The following is a 14,920-nucleotide window of genomic DNA, read 5'->3' as shown; positions in this document are numbered from 1 at the left end:
TCGGATTGGAGCCGGCAGGGCGGATGGCCCGCTTGCATGGCATGGCCTGGATGACAGGCGCCGTGCGTAATATATCGACGCCGCACAAGGGTGGCAACGCCGCGCCGCGCGCGGCGCGTCATGACGAACGGCAAGCTTGTGAACGTGCGGCGCGAAGTGGCCGAAAGAAAGCCGAAGTGCGGACCGAACAACGGTCAACCGGTGTGCGTCAGCCCCGCCGCGACACCGGCTGGCGCGTCGCTACGGCGGCCGCGCGAGTTGCCACGAGACGGCGCGGGCAGCTTGACCGAACTGTTCCAGCCGCTCGCCTGCACGTCGCGAATCTCGCGCGCGGCGACGGCGGCGATGCACTGACGCCCCGGCATCGGCAGATCGATCACGCGCCAGGTGCCGGCGTCGTGGGTGTGCACGCGATGCGCGTGCGTGTCGGTCGACTGGCACAGATACCCGGCGGCGGACGGCGTGCCGGCCGCGGCGGCCACGCTGGCGAGGCGCACGCGATGCCGATCGTCGTCGTCCACCACGTCGCCGGTCGAGAACGCGGTGGCCAGCCCGAGCGGCTGCGCGCCGATCCCGATCAGAATCCAGATGCCCGCGTAGGCCACGGCGATATCGATCGGCCGGCTCGCATCCGACAGGTTCAACGTCACCCGGCCGCTTTCGTGATCGACGATTTCCAGCGACTTCGGCGGCACGGCGAGCATGCCGCCGAGAATGCCGCGCAATACCGCACGGCCCACCGCGAAGCGCTTGCCGATGCCCGGCTGCGGAAAGCACTTGGCGCGCTTGCGTTCATGCGGCGAGAGGCGCGCGAACGCGTCCTCGCGCGACAGCAGTTGCCACTCGGGGCGCAGCAGCCAGAGGCGCAACGCATCGTCGCGAAGCGGGGTATCGCAGAACGGCGGCTGCTCGGCCAGCGGGTGCGTGCTGAAGCTCAGGCCGGGGGCGAGTTCGATGCTGCGCTCGGCGTGAATCAGGTCGGCGGAGGCGGGCGCGGCATCGCCCGTGGCGGCCAGGCCGCGGGGTTCGCGTGCGTTGGCGCTCATGCGTGTCGCTCCCGCCGGCAAGCGGCGTAGTCGGCCCTCGGGATCGACGATCGCACGGCGGCATGCGGCAGGTTCTCGGCATGCATGATCGTTCCAGCTCTCTCTGGTTGTGATTCGAAGTGGCGCTATGTTCCGATAATTTCGAGATTAATGCAAATGGTTCTCATTTGCAGAATGTAAGCGAAACCGACCTGCCAAATCGGGCTGCCGACGCGGGATCGAAACAAGATCGAAACAGGATCGACGCGGGTGGCGAAAACTCGCCCGGCGTCTCGCAAAGTCACTTGACAAGGCGAAGCCCGCCCGTCAGAGTACGCAACCAAATGCCAATGATTCTCATTTGCGGAGCGAGAAGCAGGGTGACGGACTCAGGTCCGATGCCGCGCTCGATCCGCAGCACGCAAGGGCCGCGTGACGCCGAGAGGTGTAAATGAGTTTCGTTTATTCAATTTTTCACTGGCCGGCAAGCCGGTCGAACGGAGCAAGCGATGAGCTGGGGCGATGAAGACACGACCTATCAAGTGGTCGTCAACCACGAAGAACAGTACTCGATCTGGCCGGAATTCAAGGACATCCCGGCGGGCTGGCGCCAGGCCGGCAAGTCCGGCAAGAAGGCCGAATGCCTGGACTGGATCAACACGGTCTGGACCGACATGCGCCCGCTGAGCCTGCGCCGCGCGATGGAAGCCGACGCAGGCCGCGCGGCGGACTGATCGATGCCGGTGAACGCTGTCGCACCGGCGGCGCTGCCGCCCGTGCAGTTGTTCTGTTTCGCCCATGCGGGCGGGGCCGCCTCGCTGTATCGGCGCTGGCAGCAGGCGCTGCCGCATGGTGTCGAGGTGGTCGCGCTCGATCTGCCGGGCCACGGCACGCGCCGCGCGCTCGCGCCGCTGGCCGAATGGCCGGCGCTGCTCGATGCGATGTGCGCCGAGCTGCTGGCGCGCCGCGACCGCGAGCGCGCCTTCGCGTTGTTCGGCCACAGCATGGGCTCGCTGGTGGCCCATGAACTGATCCACCGGTTGCGGGCGCGCGATGCGGGCGAGCCGGTCTGGTTCGGCGCGTCGGCGTCGGCCGCGCCGCCGTGCCGCAAGGTCGAAACGCACTGGCTCGATTGCACGCATGAGCAACTGGTCGACAAGCTGCGCTCGCTCGGCGGCACGCCGGAGATCCTGCTGCGCGACCGCGATTTCATCGACATGCTGATGCCCACCTTCCGCGCGGATTTCCATCTGTGCGGCATCTACCCGACCGTGTTCCCGGCCGAACCGCGGCGCGAGCCGCTCGATTGCCCGGTGACGGTGTTTTCCGGCCGCGACGACGCGGCCACGGCCGATCCCGACAAGCTCGCGCCATGGCGCGACACGACCCTCGGCGAATGCACGTTCCATGCGTTCGCCGGCGGTCATTTCTATCTCGAGACGCAGCCGGAACCGGTGCTCGCGCGCGTGGCCGAGTCGCTCGCCCGTGCCCTGGCGACGCCGGCCCCGGCTGCCGTCTTGCCGACGGAGGCAGGATGGACGCAATGACGACGACGCGCCCCGCGCTGGCGCTCGATACCCGCGAACTCGAACAGAACGGCACGCGCGTGCTGGCGATCGAGCCGGCCGGCGGGGCCGCGGCGCATGCCGCACCGCCCGCGCTCGACGGTGCGGTGGCCGACGCGGTCGCCGCGCGGGTCGCGCTCGAAAAGCCTCGCTACGGCGGCGTGCTGGTGCGCGGTTTCGCGCCGCTCGGCGCGGCCGGCTTCGAGGCCTTCACGGGCCGCTTCGGCGAGCCGATCCGCGAATACGAATTCGGCTCGACGCCGCGCAGCCGCGTCGACAAGGGCGTGTTCTCGTCGACCGAATACCCGGCCAGCCAGTGGATCGACCAGCACAACGAGCAGTCGTACACGCTCAAGTGGCCCGGCTCGATCGGCTTCTATTGCGAGATCGCGGCCGAGGAAGGCGGCGCCACGCCAGTGGCGGACAGCCGGCTGGTGCATGCGCGGCTCGATCCGGCGCTGCGTGCGCGCTTCGCCGAGCACGGCGTGATGTACGTGCGCAATTACGGCAATGGTCTCGATCTGCCGTGGCAGCAGGTGTTCGGCACCGAGGAGCGGGCCGAGGTCGAACGCTATTGCGACGCCAACCGGATCGCCTACGAATGGCTCGACGACGGCGAGGAGTTGCGCACGCGGCAGATCTGCCAGTCGGAGCTCGTGCATCCGGCGACCGGCGAGACGGTCTGGTTCAACCAGGCCCACCTGTTCCATGTGACCAACCTGCCGGAAGGCGTGCGCGAGGCGATGCTCGAAGTCGTCGAGCCGGACCGCCTGCCGCGCAACACCTATTTCGGCGACGGCACGCCGATCGACGACGCGATCCTCGACGAGGTGCGCGGCGTCTATCGCGACACGATGCTGTCGTTCCCGTGGCAGGCGGGCGATGTGCTGCTGCTCGACAACCTGCTGATGTCGCATGGCCGTGCGCCGTTCGCGGGCAAGCGCCGCGTGCTGGTCGCCATGACGCGATAGCGCCGCCGTAGCGCCTCGCGTACCGGCTAGGGCCGCCGGCAGGCTTGCCGCGCGGCCGTCGGCCGTTCCGAAAACGAACCTGAAGAGTCAATCCGTGAGCGAAGTGTCGAACGATCTGCTGTCGATTTCGACGGCCTATGTGGCCCTCCCGCCGGACAAGCGCGCCGTGTTTCGCGGCCGCTTGCGCGAGCGCGGCATCGACGCCGCCCGCCTGCCGATCGTGCCGTTTCCCGGCGACGAGCGGCGTTTCCCGCTGTCGTACGCGCAGGAGCGCCTGTGGTTTCTGTGGCGTCTCGATCCCGACAGCGCGGCCTATAACGTGACCGGCGCGGTGCGCCTGCGCGGCCGGCTCGATGCGGGCGCGCTGCGCGCCGCGCTCGATCGCGTGGTGGCGGCGCACGAAAGCCTGCGTCAGCGCTTCCAGGAAGTGGACGGCGTGCCGTTCCAGAGCGCCGGCCCCGGCGAATACGGTTGGGAGACGCTCGACGCTGCCTCCGACGCACTCGACGCGCTGCTGGCCGCCCGCTCGGCCGCGCCGTTCGATCTGGAGCGCGGCCCGCTGCTGCGCGTGGCGCTGATCGCGCTCGGCCCCGACGATCACATGCTGCACGTGGCGCTGCATCACATCGTGTCGGACGGGCTGTCGATCGGCGTGTTCGTCGGCGAGGTCGCGGCCGCCTACCGGGCCTGCCTCGACGGCGCGACGGGTGCGCCCGCCGCCACCCCGGTGCAATACGGCGACTACGCGCAATGGCAGCGCGAATGGCTCGACGACGGCGCGCTCGCGCGCCAGCTCGACTATTGGCGCGAGCGGCTCGGCCACGATCATCCGGTGCTGGAACTGCCGAAATCGCGCATCCGCGCCGGCCTGCGCAGCGGCGCGGGCGCGCGGATCGTGCGGGTGCTGCCGGAAGCGGTGCGCGAGGCGCTGATGCGCGTCTCGAACGCGGCCGACGCCACGCCGTTCATGACGCTGCTGGCGGCCTACGACCTGCTGCTGGCGCGCTACAGCGGCCAGCGCGACATCCGCGTGGGCGTGCCGGTGGCCGGCCGCGACCGGCCGGAAGTGGCGAACACCATCGGTTTCTTCGTCAATACGCTGGTGATTCGCGCGGAACTCGACCGCGCGCCGAGCTTCGCCGCGCTGCTCGACCAGGTGCGCGAGCGCGTGCTCGAAGCCCATGCGCATGCGGACCTGCCGTTCACGCGGCTGGTGGACGCGTTGCAGCCGCAGCGCAGCTTCGGCCACACGCCGCTGTTCCAGGCGATGTTCAACTATCTGGGCGAGGATGGCGGCACGATCCGCCTGCCGGGCCTGGAGGTGTCGAATCACGAGATCGACACGCAGACAGCCCGCTTCGACCTGGTGCTCGACGCGCGCGAGCGCGCGGGCGGCTTCGAAGTGGCGCTGACCTATGCCGAGGACGTGTTCGAGCGCGCCACCATGGAGGCCATGCTTGATCACTACGTGGCGCTGCTCGGCGGCGCGCTGGCTGCGCCGCAGGCGCCGCTGGCCGCGCTCGGCGCGCCCGCGCCCGATGCCACGCCGGCACCCGTCAAGCCATACCGCCCGGTGCCCGCGCGTTTCGCGGCCAGCGCCGCGGCTCACGCGGCCTCGCTCGCCGTGCATTGCGAAGGCCGGCGCGCCACCTACGCGGAACTCGACCGCCACGCCGCGCGCATCGCGCGGGCATTGACGGCCGCCGGCATTGGCCACGACGAGCGCGTGGGCATCTGCATGACGCGCTCGGTCGGCATGGTCGCCGCGCTGCTCGGCACGCTGCGCTCGCCGGGCGCGTTCGTGCCGCTCGATCCGGCCTATCCGGCCGAACGGCTCGCGATGATGATGGACGATGCCGGCGTGCGCGTGGTGCTGACCGACGCCGATGCGCAGGCCCGTTGCGGCGCGCTGTTCGATGCGCGCGTGGCGATCGATGTGGGCGCGCTGGCGGATGGCGCGTCGAACGAGGCGGATAGGGAAGACGCTTCCGGCAACGATCCGCATCCCGATCAACTGGCCTACGTGATCTACACGTCCGGCTCGACGGGCCGCCCGAAGGGCGTGGCGATCTCGCACGGCGCGTTCGCGGCCCACCTCGACGATTTCATCGCCGCGCACCGCATCGGCCCCGACGACACGCAATTGCAATCGTCGACGATCAATTTCGACGTGGCGCTGCACGAGATGCTGCCGGCGCTCTTGCAGGGCGGCAGGATCGAGATGCGCGGCCCCGAGGCGTGGGATATCGACACCACCAGCCGCCACCTGATCGATGCGCGCGTGACGTTCTCGCGCCTGCCGACCGCCTACTGGCAGCAGTGGCTGCGCACGCCGCCGCCGCCCGAATCGCTGGCCGCGCTGCGCCAGATCACGGTGGGCGGCGAGGGCCTGCCCGGCGATGCGCTCGCGCAATGGCAGCGCGGCCCGCTCGGGCGGATCGGCCTGGCGAACCTGTACGGGCCGACCGAAACCACGGTGGCCTGCATGGTTCGCGCGACCACCCCCGACGACGCGGCGCAATCGATCGTCTCGATCGGCGTGCCGTATGCGTCGCGCACCGCGCGCGTGCTGGACCGCGACGGCAACGAGGCGCCGGTCGGCGCGCTCGGCGAGTTGTGCATCGGTGGCCACACGCTGGCGCGCGGCTATCTGGACCGGCCGGGGCAGACGGCCGAGCGCTTCGTGCCCGACCCGCTCGGCGGCCCGGGCGCGCGGCTCTATCGCACCGGCGACCTGTGCCGCCGCCGCGCCGACGGCGCGATCGACTTCCTCGGCCGCCTCGATCAGCAGATCAAGCTGCGCGGCTTCCGCATCGAGCCGGGCGAGATCGAGGCGGCGTTGCGACGCTTGCCGCGCGTGGCCGAAGCGGTGGTGGTGCTGGCGACCGAACGCGGCGTGGCGCGCCTGATCGGCTATGTGGTCGGGGCCGAAGGCGCGGCGCTCGACGGCGCTGAACTGCAACGCGCGCTCGCCCAGCAATTGCCCGCGCACATGGTGCCGGCCGCCATCGCCGTGCTCGCGAAGCTGCCGCTGATGCAGAACGGCAAGGTGGACCGCGCCGCATTGCCGGCCGTCGAGGTGGGCGCGGCCGACGGCGCGCGCGGCGCGCTGGCCGAACCGCGCAACGAGGCCGAACGCATGCTGCTCGATTGCTGGCGCGCGGTGCTGAACCGCGACGATCTCGGCATCGAGGATGATTTCTTCGCCTCGGGCGGCGATTCGATCCTGAGCCTGCAATTGATTGCTCGGGCGCGGGCGCAGGGCTGGTTGTTGAGCCCGCGCCAGGTGTTCGAGCAGCCGACCGTGGCGCGGCTCGCGGCCGCGATGCGACGGCTCGATGCGGCCGCCGATACGGCCGAACTGCACGAACCGCTGCCGTTGACGCCGATCCAGTCGTGGTTCTACACGCGCTATCCGGATGGCGAGCCGCATTGGAACCAGTCGGTGCTGCTGCGCGTGCGCGGCGCGCTCGATCTGCCCGCGTTCGAGCGGGCGCTCGGAGCGACGATCGCGCGGCACGATGCGTTGCGGCTCGTGTTCGAGCGCGGCGCCGAAGGCTGGACGCAACGCGTGCTGGCCGACGCGCCCGCCGTGACGGTGGCGTCGGTCGATCTGCGCGAGGCCGGCGAACGCTGGCCGGCCGCGCTGGAACCGCGCGCCGAGGACGCGCAGCGCGCGCTCGATCCGGCCGTGGGCCGCCTCGTCAACGCCATCGCGTTCCGCAGCCCCGATCTGGACGACGGCACGCCCGACGGCCGCTTGCTGCTGGTGATTCACCATCTGGCTGTCGATGGCGTGTCGTGGCGAATCCTGCTGGCCGATCTCGCGGCCGCCTATGCGGCGGCCGTCGAGGGCCGCACGATTGCACTCGATGCGGCGCTGCCGTGGAGCGTCTGGGCGCAGGCCCAGCGCGAGGCGGCCACGCCCGCGCGGCTCACGGCGGCGTGGCCGGCCTGGCAGGCCGCGCTGGCCGAGGCGGTCGCGCCGCTCGATGCACCGCGCGGCACCGTGGCGACCAGCGACGCGATCGACTGGAAGCTCGGCCGCGACGACACCGACGCGCTGCGCCGCGCCGCGCCGCGCGCGTACCGCCTCGGCATCGACGAGCTGCTGCTGGCCGCGCTGTCTCGCGCGGTGGCGGGCCTGTTCGGCGGCGGCGGTGCGCTGCTCGCGCTCGAAGGGCATGGCCGCGACCTGTACGACCGGCTGCCCGGCACGGCGCGCGACGATCTCGATCCGAGCCGCACCGTGGGCTGGTTCACGACGCGCTTCCCGGCCTGGCTGCCCGCGCCGGCCGACGACGCCGCGCTGCTGATCGGCACCAAATCGCGTCTGCGCGCGCTGCCCGATGGCGGCGCGTCGTGGGGCTGGCTGCGCAGCTATGGCGAGCCGGCCGTGCAGGGCGCGCTGGCCGCGCTGCCCGCGCCGCGCATCAGCTTCAACTATCTGGGCCAGTTCGACGGCAGCCTCGCCGAGGACGGCCCGTTCGGCTTCGCCACCGAGAAGGCCGGCAGCACCCAGCCGCTCGGCGAGGCGCTCGGCTATCCGGTCGAACTGAACGGGCTGATCGTGGCGGGGCGTCTGTCGTTCACGTGGCGCTTCGATCCGGCCGTGGTGTCACCCGAGCGCCAGCATGCGCTGGTGGCCGCGTTCGGCCGCGAGGTCGCACGGCTGGTGGCGCATTGCGAGCACGCCGCGCCGCGCGCGACCGCCGCCGATTTCCCGCGCGCCGGGCTGGACGAAGCCGGTTTCGACGCGCTCGGCGTGGCCGATATCGCGCTCGACGATCTGTATCCGGCCACGCCGCTGCAACAGGGCCTGCTGTTCCACAGCCTGCTGGAGCAGGGCGCGTACTTGAACCGCAAGCGGCTGACGCTGTCGGGCGAGGTGGATGTCGCGGCGATGCGCAGCGCCTGGCAGACCGTGATCGCGCGTCATCCGGTGCTGCGCACGCGCTTCGTGCGCGGGCACGGCGGGGCGATGCTGCAAGCGGTGCTGGCCGACGTGCCGCTGCCGTTCGAGGTGCACGACTGGCGCGAGCATGGCGATTACGAAGCGGCGTTCGCGCGCTGGTTTGACGAGGAAGCGCCCAAGCGCATCGATCTCGATGCCGCGCCGCTGATGCACGTTTCGCTGTTCCTGCGGCCCGACGGCAAGCACGATCTGGCCTGGTTCAACCATCACGCGCTGTCGGACGGCTGGAGCCAGTCGCAATTGCTCGGCGAACTGACGCGCAGCTACGCGGCCGCCTGCCGGGGCGTCGCGCCCGAACTGGAGCCGGTGGTGCCGTTCGCGGCCTATGCCGACTGGCTGGCGCGCCAGCCCGAGCCGGCCGATTGGTGGCGCACGCAACTGGCGCGCGTCGATCGACCGGCGTTGCTGCTCGACAGCGTGCCGGCCCGGCCGGCCGCCGTGCGCGATGCGTCGGGCTGGGGCCAGCGCGTCGCCACGCTCGACGCGCAGGCGTCCGCCGCGCTGGCGGAATCGGCGCGTTGCCGTGGCGTCACGCTGAACACGCTGATCCAGGCCGCGTGGGCGCTGGTGCTGGCGCGTCATGGCGGGCGCCGTCAGGCCGCATTCGGCGTGACCGTGTCGGGCCGTCCGTCCGACCTGGCCGGCGCGGGTGCGATCCAGGGCGTGTTCATCAACAGCCTGCCGCTGTGGGTGGACGTGCCCGCCGATGCGCCGCTCGATGGCTGGCTGCTCGCGCTCCAGCATCTGAACGTCGAATTGCGTCAGGTCGAGCACACGCCGCTGACCTCGGTTCGCCAATGGGCCGGTGCGGGCTTCGGCGAGCTGTTCGATTCGCTGCTGGTGTTCGAGAACTATCCGATCGATCCGTCGCTGAAGGACGGGTCGGCCGGGCTGGTGGTGGACGCCTCGGTGTCGTTCGAGCGCACCCACTATCCGTTGACGCTCGGCGTGCTGCCGGGCGAGCAGATCGGCCTCGAATGGAGCTGGGACGGCGCACGGCTCGACGGCGCGACCGTCGACGCGCTGTCGGCTGCCTACGTGGCGGTGCTCGCGCAACTGGCGCGGCCTGAAGCGTCGACGCTGGCCGAGCTGCGCATCGACGGCCCCGCCGGCGTGACGGGCGCGGCATCCGCGCCCGACGCCGCGCATCCGTACCGCCCGGCCGTGGCGCGCTTCGAGGCCGCCGCGCAGGCCGCCCCCGAGGCGCCGGCCGTGCGCTGCGGCGAGGCCGTGCTCAGTTATGGCGAACTGGCCCATGCTGCCGCCCGCATCGCGGCGCGGCTTGCCGCGCTCGGTGTGCGCGCCGAAGCGCGTGTGGGCGTGTGCATCGAGCGCGCGCCGCAACTGATCGCCGCGCTGCTCGGCGTGCTGAAGGCCGGTGGTGCGTATGTGCCCCTCGACCCGGGCTATCCGCGTGAGCGCTTGCGCGACATGTGCGCGGACGCGGGCATCGCGATCGTGCTGACCGATGCGCCCAGCGCCGCCGCGCATGGCGACTGGATCGGTGCGGCGGGTTGCGTGACGCTCGACGTGGCCGACGCGATTGGCACCGTGGTGAGCGATACGACCGATACGACCGATACGACCGAAGCAGCCGAAGCAGCCGAAGCAGCCGAAGCAGCCGAAGCAGCCGAAGCAGCCGACACGACCGATGCAGCCGATCGTTCCGCCCCTCTCGCGCCGCGCTTTGCCGCGCCGCATCCCGATCAGCTCGCCTACGTGATCTACACGTCCGGCTCGACCGGTCGGCCGAAGGGCGTGGCCTTGACACACGGCGCACTGAGCCGCCACCTCGACGATTTCATCGCCGATCACGGCCTGCGTGCCGACGACCATGTGCTGCAGTTCTCCACCGTCAACTTCGATGCGTCGGTCGAGCAGATCTTCGCGCCGCTGTCGCTGGGCGCCTCGATCGAGATGCGCGGCCCGGCGTTGTGGACGGCCGACGAATTCGACCGCGTGCTGGCCGAACGGGCGATCAGCTTCGCCTATCTGCCGACCGGCTATTGGCGTCAGTGGGCGCGCCAGGCGCGCCCGCAAGCCAAGCTCGCGCTGCGCCGCATGATGATCGGCGGCGAGGCGCTGCCCGGCAGCGCCGTCGCGCAGTGGTTCGCGGGGCCGCTGGCCGGCGTGCCGCTGCTCAATACCTACGGGCCGACCGAGATCGCCGTGACCTCGTCGGTGCAGGCGGTGGACGCCGCACAGGCGGCCTGCGCCGCCGCGCCGATCGGCGGGCCGTCGGCGTCGCGCACGTACCGCATTCTCGATCGCGACGGCCAGCCGGTGCCGCCGCTCGGCACCGGCGAGCTGTGCATCGGCGGGGCGACGCTCGCGCGCGGTTATCTGGGCCGACCGGACCAGACGGCCGAGCGCTTCGTGCCCGATCCGTCCGGCGCGCCCGGCGCGCGGCTCTATCGCACCGGCGACCTGTGCCGCTGGCTGCCCGATGGCGGCGTGGCCTATGTCGGCCGGCTCGACGCGCAGGTCAAGCTGCGCGGCTTCCGCATCGAACTCGGCGAGATCGAGGCGGCGCTCACGGCGCAGCCCGGCGTGGCCGAGGCGCTGGCGACGGTGCAGGGCGAGCATGATGCGCGCCGCCTGGTCGCCTATGTGGTGGCCGCGCCCGGCGCGAACGGTGTGCCGCCCGATCCGGCCGGATTGCGCGAGGCGCTGGCCGCGACGCTGCCGGCCTATCTCGTGCCCGCCGCGATCGGCGTGCTCGACGCGCTGCCGACGCTGCCGAACGGCAAGCTCGACCGCCGCGCGCTGCCCGCGCTCGATGCCGAAAGCGCCGGCTACGTCGCGCCGGCCACGCCGCTGGAGGCGACCGTCGCCGAGATCTGGCAGGCCGTGCTCGGCATCGACCGAGTGGGCGCGCGCGACGATTTCTTCGCGCTCGGCGGCCATTCGCTGCTGGCGCTGCAAGTGGCCTCGCGCTTGCAACGCGCGCTCGGCCGCGACGTGCCGCTGCGCGCGCTGTTCGATCATCCCGAACTGGCCGCGCTGGCCGCCTGGCTCGAAGCCGGGGCCGCGCCGGGCACGCCGGCCGCGCGCGTGCTGCCGCCGGTGCGCCGCACCGGCCGCCGCGAGGCGCCGCCCACCCACGGCCAGGCCCGGCTCTGGTTCCTGTGGCGCTTGGCACCGGACAACCCGGCCTATCACCTGTCGCTCGCGGTGCGGATCGACGGCGCGCTCGACGCCACGCTGCTGCGCGCCGCGCTCGACGCCGTGGTGGCGCGCCACGACATGCTGCACGCGCGCTTCGAGGAACGCGACGGCGCGCCGTGGCTGGTGGTGGACGACAGCCTGCGCGCCGGTTGGACGCAAGCGTCGTTCGACTCGGCCGATGGGGAGAACGCGTCGGCCTGCACGGCCTGGCTGCGCGAGGGCGGCGCCGAGCCGTTCGATCTGGCGCGCGGCCCGCTGCTGCGCGCGCGGCTCGCCCGGGTGGGCAACGACGCGCATGTGTTCCAGTTGACGCTGCACCACATCGCCACCGACGGCTGGTCGATGAACCTGCTGATCGACGAACTGGCGGCCGCCTACGAGGCGGCGCTGCGCGGCGAGGCCACGGCCTACGCGCCCGAGTTGCCGGTGCAGTACGTCGATTACGCCGTCTGGCAGCACGAATCGCTCGACGCCGCCGCGCTCGACGCGCAGCTCGATTACTGGCGCGACACGCTCGGCCGCGAGCAGCCGGTGCTCGAACTGCCGGCCGACTGGCCGCGTCCGGCGCGACGCGACGGTCACGGCGCGCAGGTCGGCCTCGAACTCGATCGCCCGCTGGCCGATGCGCTGCAGACCTGGGCGCGCCGTCACGACGCGACGCTGTTCATGACGCTGCTGGCGTCGTTCCATGCGCTGCTGCACCGCTACGGCGGGCAGGACGACATCCGCATCGGGATTCCGCTGGGCGGGCGCGAGCGCATCGAGATCGAGCCGCTGATCGGCTTCTTCGTCAATACGGCGGTGATTCGCGCCGACCTGTCGGGCGCGCTGCCGTTCGACGCGCTGCTCGCGCAGGTGCGTCGCCGCGTGCTCGATGCGCAGGCCAACCAGGACGTGCCGTTCGCGCGGATCGTCGACGCCTTGCAGCCGGTGCGCGTGGCGAGCCACACGCCGCTGTTCCAGGCGATGTTCAACTACGACGTGCGGCAGGGCGACACCGAACGCCGCGTGGCCGGCGCGTTGCGTCTGAGCCCGTTCGGCGCGGCGCGCACGGCGGCGCAGTTCGATCTGACGCTCGGCGTGTCGGTGGGCGAGCGGATCGGGCTGTCGTTCGGCTATGCGACCGATCTGTTCGATCGCGACACGGTGGCGCGTCTGCTCGACGACTATCGCGCGCTGCTGGTGCAGATCGCGGGTGCGGGTGCGGGCACGGGCACGGCGGACGCTCCGGCCGCTCCGCGCCTGCGCGACTTCGCGCTGGCCGCGCGGCCGGTGGCGAGCCGTGGCGCGTTCGAGGCGCAGCCGTTCGTCGCCACGCACGAGCGGATCGCCGCGCAGGCGCGCCGCTCGCCCGAGGCGATCGCGGTGCGCTGCGACGGCGCCGCGCTCGATTACCGGGCGCTCGATGCGCGCGCCACGCGGCTCGCGCAACGGCTGCTCGCCGACGGCATCGGCCGCGAGGCGCTGGTCGGCGTGTGCACGGCGCGTTCGCCCGACATGCTGGTGGCCGTGCTGGCGGCGATGAAGGCGGGCGCGGCCTATGTGCCGCTCGATCCCGCCTATCCCGACGCGCATCTGGCCGGGATGATCGACGACGCCGCGCTGGCTTGCACGCTGACCGATGCGGCGGGTCGCGAGCGGCTCGATGCGATCGGCGGCGCGCATCGTTACGTGGATATCGCGTCGGCTTCGGCTTCGGCTTCGGCTTCGGCCGATGAAGCGATGCCGTTGCCCGCCGTCGTGCCCGATCAACTGGCCTACGTGATCTACACCTCCGGCTCGACCGGCCGGCCGAAGGGCGTGGGCGTGACGCATGGCGCGCTGGCGCGCTTCCTCGACAGCTTCCAGGCGCGTCTCGCATTGACGCCCGACGATGTCTGGCTGGCCGTCACCACGCTGTCGTTCGACATCGCGGCGCTGGAGCTGTACCTGCCGCTCGCGGCCGGTTCGACGATCGCGCTGGCGACCCGCGAGACGGTGGTGGACGGGGTGCGGCTCGCGGCGCTGGCCGATGCCAGCGGCGCGACCGTCATGCAGGCCACGCCGATGGGCTGGCGCGTGCTGCTCGACGGCGGCTGGCAGGGCGCTTCGCCGGGCCGGCGCTTCACGGCACTGAGCGGCGGCGAGGCGCTGCCGCCCGATCTGGCCGAGGCGTTGCAGGCGCGCGGCGTGGCGCTCTGGAACCTGTACGGCCCGACCGAGACGACCATCTGGTCGAGCGCGGCGCGGCTCGAGGCCGGCGCGGCGATCACGCTCGGCGCGCCGCTCGAACACACCACGCTCCAGGTGCTCGACGCGAGCGGCCAGCCGGTGCCGGACAACGGCGTCGGCGAGCTGTGCATCGGCGGGGCCAACCTCGCGCGCGGTTACCTGAACCGGCCGGGCATGAGCGCCGAGCGCTTCATCCCCGATCCGCACGGCGCACCCGGCGCGCGGCTCTATCGCACCGGCGACCTGTGCCGGGTGCGCCGCGACGGCCGCCTCGACTACCTGGGCCGCGCCGATCAGCAGGTCAAGCTGCGCGGCTTCCGCATCGAACTCGGCGCGACCGAGGCGGCGCTGCGCGCATTCGACGGCGTGACCGGCGCGGCGTGCCGGATCGTCGGCGAGGGCAGTGCGCGGCGTCTGGTGGCCTATGTCACGGGCATGGCCGATGCCGCCGATGCAGCCGGCCTGCGCGCGCGGCTCGCCGAGCAACTGCCGATGCAGCAGGTGCCCGCGCAGATCGTGGCGCTGGCCGCGCTGCCGCTGACGTCGAACGGCAAGCTGAACCGCAACGCGCTGCCCGAGGTGGCCGCGCACGACGACGAGCGCTACGTCGCGCCGGCCACGCCGATGCAGGCGCTGGTGTGCGAGGTGTGGGCCGACGTGCTCGGCGTCGAACGGGTGGGTATCGACGACGACTTCTTCGTGCTCGGCGGCCATTCGCTGGCGGCGGTGCGCGTGGCGGCGCGGCTCGGCGAACGGCTCGGCCGTCAGATCGGGCTGGCGCAACTGTTCGCGCATCCGCGCGTGGCCGATCTGGCCGCGTGGCTCGACGCCGACTCCGGGCAGGGTTCGGCCGGGGAACCGGGCAGCGCGGACGGCTCGTCGTTCGACGCCATGCAGGGCCTGCTCGACTCGCTGTAAACCTTCGCGGCGCGCGGTGGCGGACGGATGTGCCGCCGCGCGCCCCCGGTCCGCCGCTCCGTGCCGGGGCGGCGGCCGACAGACTGG

Annotated in this window: 5 protein-coding genes; 4 read left to right on the top strand and 1 reads right to left on the bottom strand. The window is 72.0% G+C overall.

Annotated elements, in window-relative coordinates:
* Nucleotides 1-194: 194 nt before the first annotated feature.
* On the bottom strand, nt 195-1,046 hold the full coding sequence (locus AB4851_RS14190) for a 4'-phosphopantetheinyl transferase family protein (protein WP_414447735.1): 852 nt from the start codon (nt 1,044-1,046) through the stop codon (nt 195-197).
* A 488-nt stretch (nt 1,047-1,534) separates the two neighbouring features.
* Here AB4851_RS14190 and AB4851_RS14185 point away from each other — a divergent pair, with 488 nt between their 5' ends.
* From AB4851_RS14185 to AB4851_RS14170, 4 genes are all read left to right on the top strand, one after another.
* The gene (locus AB4851_RS14185) at nt 1,535-1,759 is read left to right on the top strand and encodes an MbtH family protein (protein ID WP_414441808.1); all 225 of its coding nucleotides are present in this window, start codon (nt 1,535-1,537) and stop codon (nt 1,757-1,759) included.
* Nucleotides 1,760-1,762: 3 nt separating this feature from the next.
* Nucleotides 1,763-2,572 (top strand): thioesterase II family protein, encoded by an 810-nt coding sequence (locus AB4851_RS14180; protein ID WP_414447734.1) that lies wholly within the window; start codon nt 1,763-1,765, stop codon nt 2,570-2,572.
* A complete protein-coding gene (locus AB4851_RS14175) occupies nt 2,569-3,561 on the top strand; it encodes a TauD/TfdA family dioxygenase (protein ID WP_414447733.1) in 993 nt (330 codons plus the stop codon). The genes AB4851_RS14180 and AB4851_RS14175 overlap by 4 nt, the downstream gene beginning before the upstream one ends.
* 94 nt (nt 3,562-3,655) lie before the next feature.
* Nucleotides 3,656-14,833 (top strand): amino acid adenylation domain-containing protein, encoded by an 11,178-nt coding sequence (locus tag AB4851_RS14170; RefSeq protein ID WP_414447732.1) that lies wholly within the window; start codon nt 3,656-3,658, stop codon nt 14,831-14,833.
* The last annotated feature ends 87 nt before the right edge of the window (nt 14,834-14,920 follow it).

The sequence above is a fragment of the Burkholderia sp. 22PA0099 genome, assembly GCF_047497165.1.
Classification (GTDB): domain Bacteria; phylum Pseudomonadota; class Gammaproteobacteria; order Burkholderiales; family Burkholderiaceae; genus Burkholderia.
Note: the sequence above shows the minus strand (reverse complement) of the source record. Positions and strands in the feature narration are given on the sequence as shown.

What these genes read in the sequence shown, in the direction of transcription:
- AB4851_RS14190 (WP_414447735.1), bottom strand. Translation starts at nt 1,046, where the DNA reads ATGAGCGCCAACGCACGCGAACCCCGCGGCCTGGCCGCCACGGGCGAT.
- AB4851_RS14180 (WP_414447734.1), top strand. Translation starts at nt 1,763, where the DNA reads ATGCCGGTGAACGCTGTCGCACCGGCGGCGCTGCCGCCCGTGCAGTTG.
- AB4851_RS14175 (WP_414447733.1), top strand. Translation starts at nt 2,569, where the DNA reads ATGACGACGACGCGCCCCGCGCTGGCGCTCGATACCCGCGAACTCGAA.
- AB4851_RS14185 (WP_414441808.1), top strand. Translation starts at nt 1,535, where the DNA reads ATGAGCTGGGGCGATGAAGACACGACCTATCAAGTGGTCGTCAACCAC.